The sequence below is a fragment of the Vibrio sp. 2CM40D genome, from assembly GCF_023161825.1.
Lineage (GTDB): Bacteria > Pseudomonadota > Gammaproteobacteria > Enterobacterales > Vibrionaceae > Vibrio > Vibrio alginolyticus.
Genome location: NZ_JALNTL010000004.1, coordinates 210,778 through 228,141, shown reverse-complemented (window position 1 = coordinate 228,141; position 17,364 = coordinate 210,778). Strand labels below are relative to the sequence as shown.

Below are 17,364 nucleotides of genomic sequence, written 5' to 3'. Positions count from 1 at the left end.
TTTGGAGCGAGTTCACAAAGGTGATAAATTAGCGAGATCATTTTCGCTTGTTAGCTTTGAAAGAGTAAGATCAAACGAAACGAGCAAGATCCAATGAACATTTCATATTATGAATGCTTTTATAAGATTATCGCTGAGCCTTATTGGGATTAGCCTACTGACCGCTTGTGGCGATGAAATTGACCACAATGATATTCGCAAAGCTGGCTTTGTGTTTTGCGGGCAAGGTAAGCCGACCACGTTTAACCCTCAGCTTATTGATAGCGGTATTACCGCAGAGGCTCTGAGCCCGCAGCTGTACGATACGCTGCTCACGCTCGATCCTAAATCACATCAGCCCGTGGCAAGCATCGCCGAGAGTTGGTCAGTAAATGAATCAGGGACGGAATACACGTTTAAGCTTAAACGTGGTGTTAAATTCCAAACCACGCCTTGGTTCACACCCACTCGCCCATTGAATGCAAAAGATGTGGTATTTAGCTTCAAGCGAATCATCGATGTAGACCATCCTTTTCACCAAGTAGGTGGTGGTTTTTATCCATGGTTTGCAGGGTTAGATTTTCAAAACCTACTCCAAGACGTGGTTGCAATAGATGAGCATACGGTAAGGTTTACGTTATCTCAGCCAAACTTTTCTTTCTTGGCCAATATTGCCACCAGCCATGCGGTTATCTTGTCTGCGGAGTATGGACAGCAATTGGCAGCAAAAGATCATAAAGAAGAAATCGACCAACTTCCTATCGGTACCGGCCCTTATCAATTAAAAGAGTACCAAGTGAACGATTTGATTCGATTAGAGCGTCATTCTAATTACTGGAAGTCACCAGCAAAAATGGAACAAGTGGTGTTCGATATCTCTCACAGAGGCACGGGTACATTAGCTAAACTTTTAAGAAACGAGTGTGACGTACTCTCTTCACCTATTTCGAGCCAAATACCTGTCATTCAAGAAAATGACAACCTTGAGCTGACGGCTACACCAGCTAACAACGTTTCCTTTATTGCGATAAACACAGAAACCACCGCGCTGAGTGATGCTCGAGTTCGCCAAGCTCTTAACTTAGCGATCAACCGTCAAAATATTTTAGATTCGGTTTACTACGGAACTGGCTCCCAAGCTTATACCTTGCTACCACCAAATTCATGGGCTTATCAAAAAGACAGCGTAAAAATTCGTTATGACCGGAATTATGCATTGGCACTACTTCGAGATGCAGGCTACGAAGACGGCCTAGAATTGACCATGTGGGTACCACTTGAACCACGTGCTTTTAACCCAAGCCCTCGTAAGACTGCGGAGTTAATCCAAGCGAATTTTGCCGATATTGGGGTTAAATTAACGCTACTGACCGATGATAGGTTTGAACGTGTGGATTTGGAGAACATCAACGATATCGATTTACTTTTAACTGGTTGGATTGGTGATACCGGGGATCCTGACAACTTTTTCCGCCCTTTATTATCTTGCGAGTCTGACCGCGTTGGACTTAACGTGTCCATGTGGTGTAACGATGACTTCGATTTCTTGCTCGATTTGGCGTTAGAAACTCAAGAACCGCGTTACCGTTTGAACCTATATCGCCAAGCACAGAACATTTTGAATCAAGAGTTCCCGGTTATTCCTCTGGCGCATGGCGTGCAGTTCCGTGTGCACGACAAATCGCTGACAGGCTTCAAATCAAGCCCTTTCAATGCCCAACCGTTTGATAGAGTTGAGAGAATTCACTGATGTTTTGGTATACCGTTCGACGCTTTAACCTATTTATCATCACTTTGATGATCCTTACATTAGTGGGTTTTTCTCTGCTTCGCCTTGACCCTCTCTCGCACTGGGCAAACGTTGATTTTTGGTCTGGTTGGCAAACTTACTTAATCAACCTTTCTCAGCTTGATTTTGGCATAAGTAAAAACGGCAACGCGATTTATGACGAGCTCGCCGTCGTATTCCCTGCCACTTTGGAACTGTGCTTTTTTGCCTTTTTGGTGTCCCTTTTGATCGGTATTCCACTTGGAACCGTGGCTGGGATGAAGCAAGGTAAATGGCTCGACACCAGCATTTCATTCATGTCGATGTCTGGTTATTCCGCCCCAATTTTTTGGGTAGCTCTGCTACTTATCATGGTCTTTTCATTGGAATACCAACTCTTTCCCGTTGCGGGACGGTATGATTTACTTTACGAAATTGATCATGTAACCGGGTTTGCCATTATCGACGCATTCATGGCGAAAGGCGAATACCGCGCTCACGCACTGCAAAGCGTTATTGAGCATATGGTACTGCCATGTTTGGTGCTCGCTTTGGCTCCAACCACCCAGGTTGTCGGACTAATGCGCTCCTCGGTAGCGGAAGTGATGAGCCAAAACTACATCCGTGCAGCGAGAATCAAAGGTCTTTCGAACCGCGAAATCGTAACTCAACATGTATTGCGGAATGCGATACCGCCTATCATTCCCAAAGTTGGTGTTCAACTTTCGAGTATGATTACCTTAGCTATCATCACGGAGTCTATTTTTAACTGGCCAGGTATTGGTCGTTGGCTTTTAGATGCGCTAGCAAGCCAAGACTATGCATCTATCCAAGCTGGCGTGATGGTACTTGCGACTTTGGTTCTTACCGCTAACATACTCTCGGATTTGATTGGCGCGATGATTAACCCTTTAGTTCGAAAGGAATGGTATGCTAACAAATAACGTTTATCAGGAAGAGCGCATTCCAACACAGTTTGAGCGTTTTTGGCGAAGCTACCGCGCCAACGGACTAGCCATGTTTGGCTTGTGGTGCTTGGTGTTTATCGTCCTTATTACCATTTTTGCCCCCCTACTTGCACCATTTGACGCCCAAGCACAGTCAGGTGAGTTGCTTGTGCCGCCATCATGGGCCCCAGCAGGAACGGTTGATTACTTTTTGGGGACCGATGACTTAGGTAGAGATATTCTTTCGCGCCTGATTATGGGCTCTCAGCTAACATTTGGCGCTGCTGTCGCCATCACCGCAATTGCTGCCGTTGTAGGCTGTTTAATTGGCGTATTGGCAGGTATGACGAAAGGCTTACTGTCGAGTACTCTCAACCACTTGCTCGATACCGTCATGTCGATCCCGTCGCTCTTATTAGCAATCATTTTTGTGGCATTACTAGGCTTTGGTGGGTTCAATATTTTACTCGCAATCTGCTTGGCTTTGATTCCGCGTTTTATTCGCTCCGTTTATATCGCAGTCCACACCGAAGTTGAAAAAGACTACATAATGGCAGCACGCCTTGATGGCGCTAATGATTTCTACTTACTGTGGAGTTCAATTCTTCCTAACATTCTGACGGTCATTGCCGCTGAAATCACACTCGCGCTCTCTGCTGCGATTTTAGATATTACGGCACTGGGTTTTCTTGGCCTAGGTGCACAGGCCCCAAGCACCGAGTGGGGAGCAATATTAGGTGACTCTGTCGAGCTTATTTATATTGCACCTTGGACAGTAACCCTACCCGGCCTGACCATCATGTTTACTGTTATTACCCTAAACTTAGTAGGTGAAGGTGTACGTCAAGCGCTTAATGCGGGGATCGAATAATGCCGTTGTTAGATATTCGACATTTGACCATTGAGATCGAAACACCTCAAGGGTTGGTCAAAGCCGTTGACCGAATGAGCCTAACTTTGAACGAAGGCGAAATTCGTGGTCTTGTAGGTGAGTCTGGCTCTGGAAAAAGCTTAGTTGCAAAAGCGATTGTCGGGGTAAGTAAAGATAACTGGCGCATCACCGCTGACCGTATGCGCCTTGGCAATATTGACTTGCTTCAGCTTACGCCAAAAGAGCGTCGGCGCGTCATTGCTCGTGATATTGCGATGATTTTCCAAGAGCCTTCAACTTGTCTTGACCCTTCAGAGGAAGTCGGGCGTCAATTGATTGAATCCATTCCATCTCGCGCATTTGAAGGGAAATGGTGGGAGCGATTTAAATGGCGTAAAAAACAGGCCATCGCGCTTTTGCATAAAGTGGGTATTAAAGATCACAAGCGTTTAATGGGTAGCTACCCTTATGAACTGACTGATGGTGAGTGTCAAAAGGTCATGATTGCCATGGCGATTGCGACCAAACCTAAATTGCTGATAGCAGATGAACCAACCAACGACTTAGACCCGATTACCCAATCGCAAATCTTGCGTCTGTTGAGCCGCATGAACCAACTTAATAACACAACCATTCTGCTTATCGGCCACGACTTAGCGACCATAACACAGTGGGCAGGACGTATTACGGTAATGTATTGTGGTCAGTCGGTGGAGTCTGCCGATACCAGTAAAATCATTGCGGCACCCAAGCACCCGTACACCGATGCCTTGCTTAAAGCGATGCCTGACTTTAATGATTGGGTACCACACAAGCAAAAACTCCAATCCCTACCGGGCTCGATTCCGCCATTGCAGCATCTACCTATCGGTTGTCGCCTCGGACCACGTTGCCCATATGCGCAGAAACAATGTGTAGAAATTCCACACACCAGACGAATTAAGAATCATAAATTTAACTGCCACTTTCCATTGAACACGGAGAAAAAGTCATGAGTGCGTTACTTGAAGTCGATAATTTATCGAAGCAATTTGTTACGCGCTCCCGTCTGTTCAAACGCCAGGTTAATGAGGCAGTAAAACCGGTAAGCTTTACTTTAGAGCCAGGGCAAACTATTGGTTTTATTGGTCAAAACGGGTCAGGAAAATCCACACTAGCTCGTATGCTTGCTGGCGTTGTTGAACCAAGCTCCGGAGAGATCCGTGTGAATGGCGAACGATTGGAGCACAAAGATTACGCGACACGCTGCAAGCTCATCCGCATGATTTTCCAAGATCCAAACACATCGTTAAACCCACGTATCCAGATTGGTCGTATTTTAGAAGGTCCGCTAAAGCGAAATACCAACATGCCGCCAGATGCGCGCATGCAGCGTGTAAAGAACACCCTGCTCCGCGTAGGATTGCTGCCTGAGCACGCCTATTTTTATCCACAAATGCTAGCTGCCGGTCAAAAACAGCGCGTATGTTTGGCTCGTGCACTTATTCTTCAACCTTCCATCATTGTCGCTGATGAGGCGTTAAACGGTTTGGATATGGCAATGCGCTCGCAGATCATTAACTTATTCCTCGAGTTGCAAGAAGAGATGGGATTGTCATTTGTGTACGTGTCTCAGCACATTGGCATTGTTAAGCATATTACTGATAAAGTGATGGTGATGCATGAAGGTGAAGTGGTCGAGTTTGGCGAGACCAACCAAGTACTGACTCATCCCGAGCATCCTATTACTCAAAGACTAGTCGAAAGCCACTTTTATAAAGCGCCAAGCCATCAAACAAAATAGCTTATCAAAAATGTAATCGTGCAAATGTAAAGAAGCCTGCTTTAACGCAGGCTTCTTTATTGCATGGGGACTAATCAAAAAACTAACGGCGGCTCGCTTGTTTGCGTAGTTCAAAATCAAACTCGTCAGGAAACAATACGACCCCTTCTTCATTTTGATTTGGAAATACAACAATCGATAGCTCGTCATCCTCTAGACCAGAGGTCCAACGGCTGTGCCACTTGTTTAGAGAGATCGCTTCTGGCTCGCAATCTTCCCAATCACCATTCGCCCATTGCAAAGCAAACTCTTCGTTTGGCCATACTGGTACACAATCATCATCTTCTGTATTTAGCATGACACAGCCATGTTCGTCTTTCAGAATCCAAACCTTACGATTCGCGACTATCTCTTTTACGCAGTACTTTAAACGTTGCTCTTCATTGTAGCGATTAATGGTATCCATCTGCTCTTGGGTCAGTTGCTCAGACATATTCGTCTCCTATTTCCCATAGAAAAATGCCCGCAGCTAAGCGGGCATTTAAAGTATATGCTAGAAAATTAAGCTAGTTCAGTTTGAAGCCAAGGCCAACCTTGCTTCTTACGGCTTAGCGTGTTTTCCATCATTAACATGCCGTCTTTTTCGTGCTTAACAAGCTTCTCAGCCCACTCACCTTTGTATAGAAGACGAGTTTGAGCAGTCGTGATGTCTGTTAGCATTACGGCAGCGAACGCTAAGTTATCTTTCTCACAACGAGATTCTAGGTCTGCTTCTAGTGCTTCGATCATACCGTCAACTTGCTCAAGAGTTGCAAGTTCAACCTGACCAACCACTACGTCACGACCGTTGAATGGGTAACCTTTAAGGTCTTTCTCAACAAGCTCAGCCGCTGATAGACCTTCGATGTTTGTTTTAGCAATTAGAAGATCTTTAGTGAACGCGTCAACATCTTGTACGTCTGCGATTGCCGCTAGTTCAGCAACGGCATCTTTGTCTTTTTGTGTACAAGTTGGAGAAGCAAAACCTACTGTGTCAGATAGAATTGCTGACATCATTAGCTTAGCAATTTGTGGAGTAATCGCGTGACCTTCAATCTTGAACATGTTGAATAGAACAGTGTTGGTACAACCAACAGGCCAGATCCATGCTTCCATTGGGTTTACTGTCATCACGTCACCTAGACGGTGGTGGTCAACAATACCCGCAATTTCAGCTTCTGCGATATCGTCTGGTGCTTGTGCTAGATCTGAGTAATCTACTAGCCAAACGGTCTCACCCGCAACTGATGTGCGAAGCTCAGGAACTTCAGCGCCAGCAACTTCTAGGATGTGCTGAGTTTCACGGTTGATTTCGCCTTGGCGAATTGGCATAGCTTCAACGCCACGCGCTTTTAGAAGTTCAGTTGCAACGAGTGCACTACAAATACTGTCACTGTCTGGGTTCTTATGACCTACAACTAGAATCATGTTTCTTCCTATTCAAGTCAATTTTATACGCCGCCTAATACAGTTAATTAGGGCGTGTTTGCTCACAAAGGCCGATACTTTACCTGATTTCAGAGAGTTTGACACGAAGAAAAGTTCACAATGCTATTGCGAATAAATCTCATTTACATATAATGATAATTATTCCTATTTGCATTTGAGTAAACGATGAACGCGACCCAATTATTACACTCTGCACAACAGTTGTTTCAGCCTACTCAGTTTCGTTTAGCTTATAAGCGATTGCTGATCCCTATCGTCATGCTCATTTTGCTAGGCAACGAAAATACACGTGACGTAGCCGTACAGACGCTATCCGACTCATTCTGGGCAGTGTCATGCTATGTTGCTGCCACATTGGCTATTTATCATTATCTTTCAAACTTTATGTCGAAAACCAATCGAATTACCGAGCTCTACCATCGCTCGCGTAATCATCAGGTTTTCTTTGCTTCTTTATTGGGTGCTTTGCCTGGCTGTGGTGGCGCTATTGTTGTGACAACGCAATTTATTAGTGGCCGAGTGGGATTTGGTGCGATTGTCGCGGTACTTACTTCAACAATGGGTGACGCTGCCTTTTTACTTCTGGCCGCCAAACCAAGTGTTGGATTAGGCGTGGTTGGATTAGGCATTATCGTGGGTACTCTTTCAGGGTTAGTCGTTAATGCTTTTCATGCTGATAACTTTCTGCGACCAGAACCAAAAGAAGCACCTCAGACACATGCTTGTTGCCAACACCAGACAGACCGACACACGCCTCTTGAACAACGTGCAATCAATCTACAAGGCGCATTTTGGAAATGGCTTATTGTGCCTGCTAGTGTCGTTGCTGTGTTAATGTCTTTCCAAATAGATATTAATCAGTTGCTATCTTTGAAAGCCAACACCATTGAATGGCTGGGCGCTATCTTCGCGGTGATCACAATGTCGTTGTGGGCTATGACAAAAGAGCTCGGCGATTATCAGTCAACGGTCTCTGAAGATGAAAAAATTGTGGACTCGCATCCAATTCAAAAAGCGGCTCAAGACACAAACTTCGTCAGTGCTTGGGTGATCGTCGCTTTTCTGGCGTTTGAACTGACGACCTATTTTTCTGGAATCGACCTCGTAGAAACCTTTTCTCATTGGGGGATATGGATGCCATTAGCTGGCTTAGCCATTGGTATGCTACCTGGTTGTGGTCCGCAAATTTTAGTCACTAGCCTGTACATCTCTGGTGCAGCGCCACTTTCGGCGCAATTGGCAAATGCGATTTCTAACGATGGTGACGCCCTATTCCCCGCCATTGCAATGGCACCGAAAGCTGCTTTGGTCGCGACTATTTACTCGTCCATTCCTGCGTTTATTGTTGGATACGGGTATTACTTTTTATTCGAGTTCTAACGCTCAGAGCATCAAACGAGAAAGGAGCCGCAATAGGCTCCTTTCTTGATCTTGGTATTGGGCGATTTACTTCACGTTATGCTGTAACGATCGCTTTCGCATTGAGCCCTTTATCCACGCTCACCATTAACAACTGGCAAGGTTCTTGGTTTAGCTTTTCGCCTGTCCAGTAATCATACCAGTCCACCGGTTGATCAGACGTCAGCGTAAATTCCATCGCTCCGTAACTCGCATAATTAAACAAACAATGGAGGTCATTCTTCGTCGTTAGTTTTAAAAACGCGTGATTTAAACTCAAAGCGGTAAACTTTGCAGATTGCTGGTTACGTTGTTGACGTAACATGAGCTTAGCCAGTGTCTTCTTAGCAAACGGCGTAATCTCAGGGAGCGGGTCACCAGACAGCAGCAAACCACCACTCGCTAATAACACCGTGCGATGAAATTCATACTCTTCTCTGGATGCAGATTGATTAGCTAATGAAGTGAACGTGGCGCAATCCGGATCAATTTGCCACAGTTTTCGGTGCTGCCAACTACGGTAAAAGGTTTCTCTGGCTATCTGCTCGAATCGACGACTATGACGCTCTACATCGTCAGAAACACGCATTGCATCCACAAGTCCCAGAGATGGCCACATTGGCGCGTTGCAACCTAAAAGCCACGCATCACCAGCGCCTTTGGCAATCGCTTCCATTCCTAAGCGATACGCCTCAACGCCTGTAATACCAGATTGTTTACGCACACCTTTTAAGGTGCCCCAATAGTTCGCGTCTAGCTTGAACAACTCAACGCCCCACTCTTGTCTCATGACAGAGACTATATTCGTCAGATGGTCTTGTACTTCTGGGGTTGAGGTATCGAGTATGTACCAAGGCGTGCATCGCCAACCACCGTATGTGACATCTTCTGCTTTAAGTAAGCCACCATCCTTGTGGCGAACAAACCAATCTGGATGCTGTTTGAAGATCTCCGACTCAGGCTGTGCAATGAAAGGCGCCATCCAAATTGCCGGCTTTTTTCCTTTTGCACGGATATTATGAATGAGCTCTTTTACGCCACCAGAAAACTTATCTGATGGGGTTAACCAATCGCCCATAAAGGCTTGATAGCCATCATCCAGAAGTACCCACTCTAGGTCTTCGAGCTTATCTTGCATGCAATCCACGTTCTGCATGATGTTTTGCTCTGTCACGTCTGCGTAGTACGCGTACCACGAACACCAACCAACAGGCGCATCTTGTGTCACACCTTGGCGAGCAGGATGATGCTTTGCAATCATCTCGCCATAGGTTTGATAAAGCTCGGACAGCGATTGACCACAGAGTACCGCCACGGATTCAAGTTGATTACTTTCCCAATCCGCCACTTGAGTCAACTCACCATCAATTGCGGCTGATAAAACCCAATGCCCATCACGCAGCACAACATCAAAATAGCCTGCAAAGCGATGACATGATGTGAAGCCAAATAATGTGTAGCCCGCTGAACCTTCCACCACTAAATAGTTGTAATAACGCTTAGGGGCATCTTTAGGGTAGATTCGATAAGAAGGATTATTGTCTGGGCAGCGACCAATATCAACGGGGTGATTGATCGTTCCCGCCGTTTGCGCCAACATTTGAAAACCATCCCCAATTACGTCGGCCTCGTGCTCGTACAAAAACGGCATTTCGAATAACACTTCACGGTCGGTAAAGGTTTTATTGTGAAGACCAGCAAAAGAAAAATGTAATTGATTACCCTCGACTTCAACTTGGAAGTCATTGTTATTCACAGTGATCTCAGTGTGATTTGCTAATTGAATGCTCTGAGCCATAAAGAGTCTACTCACTTAATTATTATTGTTTAGCTTGGCGCATTATCTCCTGCTTGTCTCACCCAATTCGTTACCATCATCACGAATACCAGTCTCGTTTAACGTTATGAAGTTACTATTGAGACAACGCTCACTGAAATTTTGATAAAAAAATACCAGCCCTGAGGCTGGTATTTGGATTTATGCAAACTGCACTAATTAAGCAACTTCGATCGGACCACCAAATGAAGTGACTGGCGGCACTTTACCTGTGAACTTCTCGAAGTCTACGATACATGTGTTCGCAGAAGTCGCCTGTGCAAGCTCAGAAGAACCGATGTCTTGCGTTAGCGTGTTAGGATCACCGTAGGTACAGATTGCGCCTTCTTTCTCGTTTAGAGGACCGTACCATGCACCTTCTTCGATACGAATAACGCCACGTGGGTAGCTGTCAGTCAAAACAGCACCAGCTAATAGCTGACCACGACCGTTGAATACACGTACCAAATCACCATCTTTGATGCCTTTTGCTTTGGCATCCGCTGGGTTGATGTAAACCGGCTCACGACCTTGTACCGCGTAAGTCGCGCGGAACTCTTCAGACTCACACATTTGAGAGTGAAGACGCTTATCAGGGTGGCAAGACTGCAACCAGAATGGGTATTTATCTGAACCAGGACCACCGTGTGAACGCTCTGATTTTTCGAACCACATTGGGTGCTCTTGACAGTGTTCGTAACCGTAACGGCCGATCTTGCGTGATGTAATCTCGATGAAGCCAGACGGTGTACCTAATGGGTTAAGCTCAGGGTCTTTACGGAAGTCCGCATGACGAACCCAAGGTTTACCTTCACCGAAGTCTAGTACGCTCTTCTCCCAGAACTCGTTGAATTCTGGCATTTCAAACTTACCTTCGTTCGCTTTTTTACAATCGTTGTAAAGGCTTTCGATCCATTCCATCTCACTCATACCACGAGTGTATTCTTCGCGGCGACCAAAACGCTGAGTGAGTTCACTCATGATTTGGAAGTCAGGCTTAGATTGGAACAATGGATCAACGAGGCGATGCATCGCAATCAGACCTTTGTTCGAGTATGAACCGTATACGTCGATGTCGTTACGTTCCCATTGCGTACACGCCGGTAGAACGATATCTGAGAAACGACATGTCGCAGTCCAAGCAAACTCGATCGTTACAACCGTTTGAAGTTTGCGGAACGCTTTCTTCATGCGGTTACGATCTTGATGGTGGTGCCATGGGTTACAACCCGAGATAACCATCATCTTGAAGTCTGGCAGTTTCACTTTACCGCCGTTGTAGTTGATCTCTTTGCCAGGTTCTAGCAGACAGTCGATCCAACGTGCAACTGGGATAGTACGACTGTAGCCGTTAAAATCGTTGTTGTCCCACTTCGGTTTCATACCTTGGTCAAGGTTACGAGGGAAACCACCAGGGCCCGCGAAACCAGTAGAAGGCACACCGATACTTGAGTAGTGGTGACCGTAAGAGATACCACCGCCAGGTAGACCGATTTGACCAACCATTGCAGCAACCACAGCCGCTGCCCAGTATGGCTGCTCACCGTGCTCTTGACGCTGGATACACCAACCCATCAGGATCTGTGTACGACCGCTGACTAGCATGCGTGCGAATTCACGGATCTTGTCCGCTTTCACGCCACAAATCGCTGCTGCCCATTCAGGCGTCTTCTCTACTTTGTCTTTTGTCTTACCTTGAACGTATTGAATGAACTCTTCAAAGCCGAGACAGTAAGTATCAATGAATTTCTTATCGTACAGGTTTTCGTTGTACAACACGTGTGCCACAGCGAGCATGAACGCTACGTCTGTCAGCGGGTTGATGTACAAGTGATCGTTCTCTAAGTAGCGCTGAGTTTTGTTCTTCACTGGGTCTACAGATAGAACGTTGATCTCACCTTTCGCCACTTTTTCTTTTAGTTGTGCAAGGTACTTAAACGACTCATGCGTTTCACAGTTCCAACCTACTTGAAGGTTTTTCACTGGGTCGTTAGCCCAAAGAACGATGTTGTCAGAGTTTTCTAGGATCTCAGACCAAGACGTACCTTGTGCATAAACTTCGGTTGAGCCTAGCACGTACGGCATAATGGTTTGACCTGCACCCGTCGAGTAGTCACCTACTTTAGTGATGAAGTTGCCATGCATACCTACTGCACGTTGCATGTGCGCAGTACAGTTGTTAAACGAACCCGTTTGGTTCCAACCTGTTTGACCTGCATGCAGCGCCCATGGGCCGTAGTCTTTTTGAATACGTTCTAGCTCACGGTAGAACAAGTCTAGCGCTTCATCCCAAGTTACTCGGATGAAACGGTTGTTACCGCGAGTATCCGCGCTGTATTTATGTTTCTTCAACCAATCTAGACGAACCATTGGGTAACGAACACGTGAAGGGCTGTAGATAATACCCTTAATGCCGTTCAACATTTCTGTTGGGTTTTTGTCTAGCTCTAGCGGCTTGATCTCTTGAACTTTACCCGCGTAGATGTGGGCGCGGAACGCGCCCCAATGAGAACCGGTTACTTTCCAAGTACCTGTCGTCTCAACGGCATTTGCAGAGGCGGATGCCAATAAGCTAGGACCAATTACTGACGCTGCACTTGTGGTTGCTACACCTTTAAGAAAACTTCTTCGTGTAATAGCCATTTAAAATTACTCCAATCCGACGCTTATTAATGGTGACCTTCAGCATAATCTGAAGAGTGTTTCTGTAGATACTTCAAGATCAGTGCTTCACTGTCTGTATCTAGGTTAACGAACGCCAACATACCGTCGAACATACCTGGCCAGGTGTTCGCGTCGAAGTGCGCTTCCGCAGGTTGAGTGTGACATACAGAACAATTGGTCTTGTAGGCTTCACGAGATTTTTCCCAAACAGGATTGATGTCGTTCAGCATAGACTCTTTCTTAATCCATACTTTCGCCGCTACTTTTTCCCAAGGAAGGCCTGTTAGCTCATCCACTTTTTTCTCACCAGTCGTCACAATGTTGCTGTCTGTTGCTGCTTCTTTCATCAGAGACGCAGTCGCAATGTTCTTACCGAAGTCTTCTTGAATTACACGACCAAAACCTTTTGCTTTGCGCCAACCGTCAATTTCGATCTCAACAAACTCGCCTTTGTCTTCAAGAACTTTAACGGTCGATGCAGGATTAAGAAGACCAGCTTCTTTACTGCCTTGCGCATCAAAGTAAATTGGTAGGTGACGAACGCTCACGAGTTGCTGACCAACGCCGTAATCCGTGTTAGAAGTCATACCCTCTAGATCACCCACGATACCGCCAATGCTGTCCATGCCTGCTGGTAGGTTGTGCGCAATACCCTTGTGACAGTCAACACAGCTTTGATCTTTCTCAGCGGCTTGCTTCATTTGGATACGAGCCGTAGGAGACATTTGCTCGAAATCCATCGATTCGTAGTTGTGACAGTTTTTACACTCCAGAGATTTGTTTGCCGAGAAACGATCCCATTCGTGTTTAGCAAGTTCGATACGACGCTCTTCGAACACACCCGGTTCGTCGTAGTTGCCAAATACTTGTGCAAATACTTCTTTAGAAGCTTGCATCTTACGAGCGATCTTATCTGTCCAGTTATGTGGAACGTGACAATCAGGGCAGGTAGCACGAACACCAGAGTGGTTTTTCCAGTGCACCGTTTCTTGTAGCTCAACGTACACGTTGTCACGCATTGTGTGACAACTAATACAGAATTCTTCTGTGTTGGTTGCTTCTAGAGCGGTGTTAAAGCCACCCCAAAAGATAACACCAGCAATAAAGCCGCCCATAGTCAGCACACCTAGGCTGATATGTACAGCTGGGCGCGTCATAGTACGCCACAGTTTAATGATTAATGATTTCATTATTTGCTCTCTTAAAATCTTTTCAAAAGTGTGGTTATGAGCTCACTGGCTTACATGCCGTGCGCGCCTGGAGGTCCAAAGAAGAAGACTTGCAACATCCAAACGATGAACCCGTAGCCGCCAACAAAGGCCACACTCAGAATTGGGAAGAGAACAACTGCAATGAAGAGGAACGACTTCCACTCCAGGGAGCGTTTTTCACCACTCTCAATTTTATTAACATCACTCATACATTTGCCTATTTTGTATCTAGTGTTATTGAAAAGCCCGCGTAACCAAGCTTAAGTTTTTTACAATCTCTAATGGAAAATGTTAGACCATACTAATAGTAGGGTTCAATCAAATAAGCGACCTCAGACCTTGTAATTCAACACTTTTTTGAGCTCATCCAGAGATATGATGGATTGATGTTATTTATTAAAAAACATGAACAGATGTGACAAAATAAGTCTTTTAAGGAGTTGTTAAATAAACAACATTTAAGAAACATCGATCACATTTAAATCGTAATTAACATGCCATAAATCGACTTAAAAACTCCGAAAAAGATAACCACTTGTAAACAGAATGCTGCGTATTAATGTCTAAAATAGCACTCAAGGTTTACTTTAAGAACAGCAAAAAGTGCACATAGTGGTTCATATAAAGGGGAGGCTTAGATACAATTATTCGCGTATTTTCAAGGAGCGATTATGGATAACGTGGTGGATATAAGCTGGGTCAAACTGGCACTGTTTGGTTTGATTTTATTGGTCCCCTTCTTTATCAATGCCCGCTACAAATTAGGGATAGCAAAAGACACGATAATCAGTGTTATCCGAATGACATTTCAGCTCATATTGATTGGCGTGTATTTAGAATATCTTTTTCAATTAAACAGTTTACTTGTCAATATACTTTGGCTTGCCATCATGCTACTGATTGGTGCCAGCTCAATTGCGGGAAAAGCTCAGTTACCTAAAAAGCCACTTATGCTTCCGCTACTAACGGGCCTTACCTGTGGTCTAATACCACTTCTGATTGCAATTACAGCAGGCCTAGTGCAACCATCCCCTATTTACAATGCGCAGTACATGATCCCACTTGCTGGTATGTTATTGGGTAACAGCTTGAGTGGTAATATCATCGCTCTTCAGAATTTATTTACGGCTTTTGAACAGAGACAATCAGAATACGAGGCTGCTATCTCACTTGGAGCCTCTCCTCGCTATGCATCCTTCCCCTTCATTCAGGAGGCTCTTAGAAAGTCCCTTGCCCCGACTTTAGCTTCTATGGCCACTACAGGGCTGGTTACCTTACCGGGTATGATGACCGGTCAAATTCTAGGTGGCGCGAGCCCGATGGTTGCGATTAAATACCAGTTAGTAATTATGCTGGCTATTTTCGTCATGTTGAGTGCCTCCGTAACCATAACGTTAGAAATGACATTGCGCTGGGTACAAACCAAAGAAGGCCGAATCAAGATAAAAATCGAGCAACCCGAATCGACCAAAACTCACGGTTAGTTGGCGCTTGTGGGTAAAGCCCGTTAAACAACTCATGTTGCCAAGTCGAACGTACTTATAACTGAATAACTCAACTATTCTTCGAGCACTCATCAAGACGCTTTCAGATGAAAAGTCAGGCAGAATTCTTTTTGATATAAGCCTCTAATTTTATGAAATTTTCTTTGCAAGTTTAGATACGCACGACCTTTGATACAGGTTATCCACAGAAAATGTGGATAAGCCCCCAAAACCCATACGCAACCAGAAACATAGCAACATAAGTGATCAATCGAATCGTCATGCATTGATCACGTGACTGACATGTTCTAATTTTAAAGTAAAGGCATTGACCACAAACTTGGAGAGACGTACATGGATGTCTTAATGATCAAAGAAAATTACGATGAACTCCTGTCCGATGCACCTCTGGATTGGCTCGTTCAAGAACCAAAGGAAGTAACTTCTCATTGGCTCCCAACCGATTTTGGCATCAACGAAGAGTTGATTTAGCATGACTCGACTTATTTGACACTTGCAGAGACAAGTAAAAAGAAAGGCGAACCATCTGGTTCGCCTTTCTTGTGATCTTCTAAACTTATCGCAAATGGTTATCTTCATCGCGTAGATAAATCATCCAATACCACATGCCAACAAATACGCCACCACCAATAATGTTTCCTATCGTAACAGGAATTAGGTTGTTTACGATGAACCCCATCATGTTTAAGTCCGCGTAGTTTGCAATATCTGCCCCTGTCATTTGCCAAAACGCTTCTGGCGCAAAGTACTTAATACCAATCGCCATAGGTACTTGGAACATGTTCGCAATACAGTGCTCAAAACCTGCCGACACGAACATAGCCACAGGCAAAATCATGACCGCTATTTTATCTGTCAATGTTCGCCCACTAAACGTCATCCAAACTGCAATACAAACTAATACGTTACACATGATGCCAAGCGCAACAGCAGCAAAGAAACCATGATGTAATTTGTGTTGGGAGATCGCCATCGCGTTAAGACCAACTTGGCCATGATCAAACATATATTGCTTGGTAACTAGCATACAGGCCACGAGCAAAATGGCCCCAACCATATTGCCAAAGTAAACCACCAACCAGTTTTTGATAAGTGCTTGCCAAGAGATTTTTCCACTCGCACGCGCAACTAGTGTCAGTACAGAGCTAGTGAAAAGCTCGCCGCCAGTAACCACCACCAAAATCAAACCAAGGCTAAATGCCAGACCACCAATGAGTCGTGTAATGCCCCAAGGCAGCTCGCCTGCGCCTGTCGTTACTGTGGTATAGAAGATGAAAGCAATACCAATATGAAGCCCCGCAGAAATGGCGAGCAGAAAAGATTTGATTGGAGCTTTCGTTGCTTTGCCTACCCCCACTTCAGCCGCGCGTTCCGCAGCTTGTGGCGGTAATAGTGAGTCAAACTGATTAAAGTTCATTCTGGTGTAACATTTAGAAACATTTAAAGAGGCGCGGATAATCGCTCTATTTCCCTATTTTTTCAAGTGCTATTTGGCGTGTTTACTAAAATCGTTGTTATTGGGAGATCAAGCAATAAATAGCGCCTATCATTCGCTACCGTAAGTATCATTGATACTTAACAAGTATTCGGCCTTTCGAACAAAGATCCTGCGTTATATCAGCCTGATAGCGCCATACTTAACACTTCTTGTCGTTGAATGTTGCCCAACGCTACTTTTCAGACTAGCTTGGTAAAAAAAGCGCAAAGGAATCATTTATGAAATATTCAGCTGAACATATCGCCGAATTGAATCTACTTCTTCAGTTCGACCTAAGTAGTGCTGCAACTGGTATTAAAGTTCATACAGACGCGTCAGAAGAAATGCAGGCAGCCGTTGCTCGTCTATATGAGAAGCAACTTTGTACACAGCCTGACGGTGGTTATCTAACAGACGAAGGCATTGAAGTTGCAGAACATGCAGATAAGATTTTAAGAGTTTTGTCTGTGTAATTTGA

At 45.0% G+C, this 17,364-nt stretch carries 16 protein-coding genes; 9 read left to right on the top strand and 7 right to left on the bottom strand.

Going from position 1 to position 17,364, the window contains the following annotated elements:
* Window positions 1-109 precede the first annotated feature (109 nt).
* The 5 genes from sapA to MTF70_RS10630 are packed head-to-tail and all read left to right on the top strand — an operon-like array spanning window position 110 to window position 5,348.
* Window positions 110-1,729 (top strand): ABC transporter substrate-binding protein SapA, encoded by a 1,620-nt coding sequence (sapA, locus tag MTF70_RS10650; RefSeq protein WP_017820870.1) that lies wholly within the window; start codon window positions 110-112, stop codon window positions 1,727-1,729.
* Window positions 1,729-2,691 (top strand): ABC transporter permease subunit, encoded by a 963-nt coding sequence (locus MTF70_RS10645; protein ID WP_005378122.1) that lies wholly within the window; start codon window positions 1,729-1,731, stop codon window positions 2,689-2,691. The genes sapA and MTF70_RS10645 overlap by 1 nt, the downstream gene beginning before the upstream one ends.
* Window positions 2,678-3,565: an ABC transporter permease subunit gene (locus MTF70_RS10640; protein WP_205460895.1), complete on the top strand. Its 888-nt coding sequence runs from the start codon at window positions 2,678-2,680 to the stop codon at window positions 3,563-3,565. Before MTF70_RS10645 ends, MTF70_RS10640 begins: the two co-directional genes overlap by 14 nt.
* The gene (locus MTF70_RS10635) at window positions 3,565-4,560 is read left to right on the top strand and encodes an oligopeptide/dipeptide ABC transporter ATP-binding protein (protein ID WP_005378126.1); all 996 of its coding nucleotides are present in this window, start codon (window positions 3,565-3,567) and stop codon (window positions 4,558-4,560) included. Before MTF70_RS10640 ends, MTF70_RS10635 begins: the two co-directional genes overlap by 1 nt.
* Window positions 4,557-5,348 (top strand): ATP-binding cassette domain-containing protein, encoded by a 792-nt coding sequence (locus tag MTF70_RS10630; RefSeq protein WP_005393308.1) that lies wholly within the window; start codon window positions 4,557-4,559, stop codon window positions 5,346-5,348. Before MTF70_RS10635 ends, MTF70_RS10630 begins: the two co-directional genes overlap by 4 nt.
* Before the next feature lie 82 nt (window positions 5,349-5,430).
* Here MTF70_RS10630 and MTF70_RS10625 read toward each other — a convergent pair whose 3' ends face one another.
* Both MTF70_RS10625 and MTF70_RS10620 read right to left on the bottom strand, forming a co-directional pair.
* Window positions 5,431-5,820 carry a DUF2750 domain-containing protein gene (locus MTF70_RS10625; RefSeq protein ID WP_005378129.1) on the bottom strand — a complete coding sequence of 130 codons (390 nt, stop codon included), beginning with the start codon at window positions 5,818-5,820 and terminating at the stop codon, window positions 5,431-5,433.
* A 68-nt stretch (window positions 5,821-5,888) separates the two neighbouring features.
* On the bottom strand, window positions 5,889-6,794 hold the full coding sequence (locus MTF70_RS10620) for a manganese-dependent inorganic pyrophosphatase (RefSeq protein ID WP_017634678.1): 906 nt from the start codon (window positions 6,792-6,794) through the stop codon (window positions 5,889-5,891).
* Window positions 6,795-6,980: 186 nt separating this feature from the next.
* Between MTF70_RS10620 and MTF70_RS10615 the strand changes: the two genes are divergently transcribed.
* The gene (locus MTF70_RS10615) at window positions 6,981-8,195 is read left to right on the top strand and encodes a putative manganese transporter (protein WP_025766868.1); all 1,215 of its coding nucleotides are present in this window, start codon (window positions 6,981-6,983) and stop codon (window positions 8,193-8,195) included.
* A gap of 76 nt (window positions 8,196-8,271) precedes the next feature.
* On the opposite strand, the gene MTF70_RS10610 is transcribed toward MTF70_RS10615, so the two are convergent.
* The 4 genes from MTF70_RS10610 to torE all read right to left on the bottom strand — a co-directional run bounded on the left by MTF70_RS10610 (window position 8,272) and on the right by torE (window position 14,113).
* Entirely contained in the window at window positions 8,272-10,011 is a 1,740-nt protein-coding gene (locus MTF70_RS10610) for an alpha-galactosidase (RefSeq protein WP_161440805.1), read from the bottom strand.
* A gap of 198 nt (window positions 10,012-10,209) precedes the next feature.
* A complete protein-coding gene (gene torA, locus MTF70_RS10605) occupies window positions 10,210-12,672 on the bottom strand; it encodes a trimethylamine-N-oxide reductase TorA (RefSeq protein WP_005378138.1) in 2,463 nt (820 codons plus the stop codon).
* Window positions 12,673-12,698: 26 nt separating this feature from the next.
* Window positions 12,699-13,883 (bottom strand): pentaheme c-type cytochrome TorC, encoded by a 1,185-nt coding sequence (gene torC / locus MTF70_RS10600; RefSeq protein WP_005378139.1) that lies wholly within the window; start codon window positions 13,881-13,883, stop codon window positions 12,699-12,701.
* Between the two features lie 50 nt (window positions 13,884-13,933).
* Window positions 13,934-14,113 carry a trimethylamine N-oxide reductase system protein TorE gene (gene torE / locus MTF70_RS10595; protein ID WP_005378141.1) on the bottom strand — a complete coding sequence of 60 codons (180 nt, stop codon included), beginning with the start codon at window positions 14,111-14,113 and terminating at the stop codon, window positions 13,934-13,936.
* 462 nt (window positions 14,114-14,575) lie between these two features.
* Here torE and MTF70_RS10590 point away from each other — a divergent pair, with 462 nt between their 5' ends.
* Window positions 14,576-15,388, top strand: coding sequence for an ABC transporter permease (locus tag MTF70_RS10590; RefSeq protein ID WP_104975227.1), 813 nt, complete (start codon window positions 14,576-14,578; stop codon window positions 15,386-15,388).
* Between the two features lie 354 nt (window positions 15,389-15,742).
* Entirely contained in the window at window positions 15,743-15,880 is a 138-nt protein-coding gene (locus MTF70_RS10585) for a hypothetical protein (RefSeq protein ID WP_005378145.1), read from the top strand.
* Between the two features lie 85 nt (window positions 15,881-15,965).
* On the opposite strand, the gene focA is transcribed toward MTF70_RS10585, so the two are convergent.
* Entirely contained in the window at window positions 15,966-16,826 is an 861-nt protein-coding gene (focA, locus tag MTF70_RS10580) for a formate transporter FocA (RefSeq protein WP_005378146.1), read from the bottom strand.
* A 299-nt stretch (window positions 16,827-17,125) separates the two neighbouring features.
* Here focA and MTF70_RS10575 point away from each other — a divergent pair, with 299 nt between their 5' ends.
* Window positions 17,126-17,359: a TIGR02647 family protein gene (locus MTF70_RS10575; protein ID WP_005378148.1), complete on the top strand. Its 234-nt coding sequence runs from the start codon at window positions 17,126-17,128 to the stop codon at window positions 17,357-17,359.
* The last annotated feature ends 5 nt before the right edge of the window (window positions 17,360-17,364 follow it).

Excerpts from the sequence above, each read along its gene's own strand:
- MTF70_RS10620 (WP_017634678.1), bottom strand. The coding sequence starts at position 6,794 with ATGATTCTAGTTGTAGGTCATAAGAACCCAGACAGTGACAGTATTTGT.
- MTF70_RS10645 (WP_005378122.1), top strand. The coding sequence starts at position 1,729 with ATGTTTTGGTATACCGTTCGACGCTTTAACCTATTTATCATCACTTTG.
- MTF70_RS10625 (WP_005378129.1), bottom strand. The coding sequence starts at position 5,820 with ATGTCTGAGCAACTGACCCAAGAGCAGATGGATACCATTAATCGCTAC.
- MTF70_RS10615 (WP_025766868.1), top strand. The coding sequence starts at position 6,981 with ATGAACGCGACCCAATTATTACACTCTGCACAACAGTTGTTTCAGCCT.
- MTF70_RS10630 (WP_005393308.1), top strand. The coding sequence starts at position 4,557 with ATGAGTGCGTTACTTGAAGTCGATAATTTATCGAAGCAATTTGTTACG.
- MTF70_RS10575 (WP_005378148.1), top strand. The coding sequence starts at position 17,126 with ATGAAATATTCAGCTGAACATATCGCCGAATTGAATCTACTTCTTCAG.
- sapA (WP_017820870.1), top strand. The coding sequence starts at position 110 with ATGAATGCTTTTATAAGATTATCGCTGAGCCTTATTGGGATTAGCCTA.
- torC (WP_005378139.1), bottom strand. The coding sequence starts at position 13,883 with ATGAAATCATTAATCATTAAACTGTGGCGTACTATGACGCGCCCAGCT.
- MTF70_RS10635 (WP_005378126.1), top strand. The coding sequence starts at position 3,565 with ATGCCGTTGTTAGATATTCGACATTTGACCATTGAGATCGAAACACCT.
- torA (WP_005378138.1), bottom strand. The coding sequence starts at position 12,672 with ATGGCTATTACACGAAGAAGTTTTCTTAAAGGTGTAGCAACCACAAGT.
- MTF70_RS10610 (WP_161440805.1), bottom strand. The coding sequence starts at position 10,011 with ATGGCTCAGAGCATTCAATTAGCAAATCACACTGAGATCACTGTGAAT.
- MTF70_RS10640 (WP_205460895.1), top strand. The coding sequence starts at position 2,678 with ATGCTAACAAATAACGTTTATCAGGAAGAGCGCATTCCAACACAGTTT.
- torE (WP_005378141.1), bottom strand. The coding sequence starts at position 14,113 with ATGAGTGATGTTAATAAAATTGAGAGTGGTGAAAAACGCTCCCTGGAG.
- MTF70_RS10590 (WP_104975227.1), top strand. The coding sequence starts at position 14,576 with ATGGATAACGTGGTGGATATAAGCTGGGTCAAACTGGCACTGTTTGGT.
- MTF70_RS10585 (WP_005378145.1), top strand. The coding sequence starts at position 15,743 with ATGGATGTCTTAATGATCAAAGAAAATTACGATGAACTCCTGTCCGAT.
- focA (WP_005378146.1), bottom strand. The coding sequence starts at position 16,826 with ATGAACTTTAATCAGTTTGACTCACTATTACCGCCACAAGCTGCGGAA.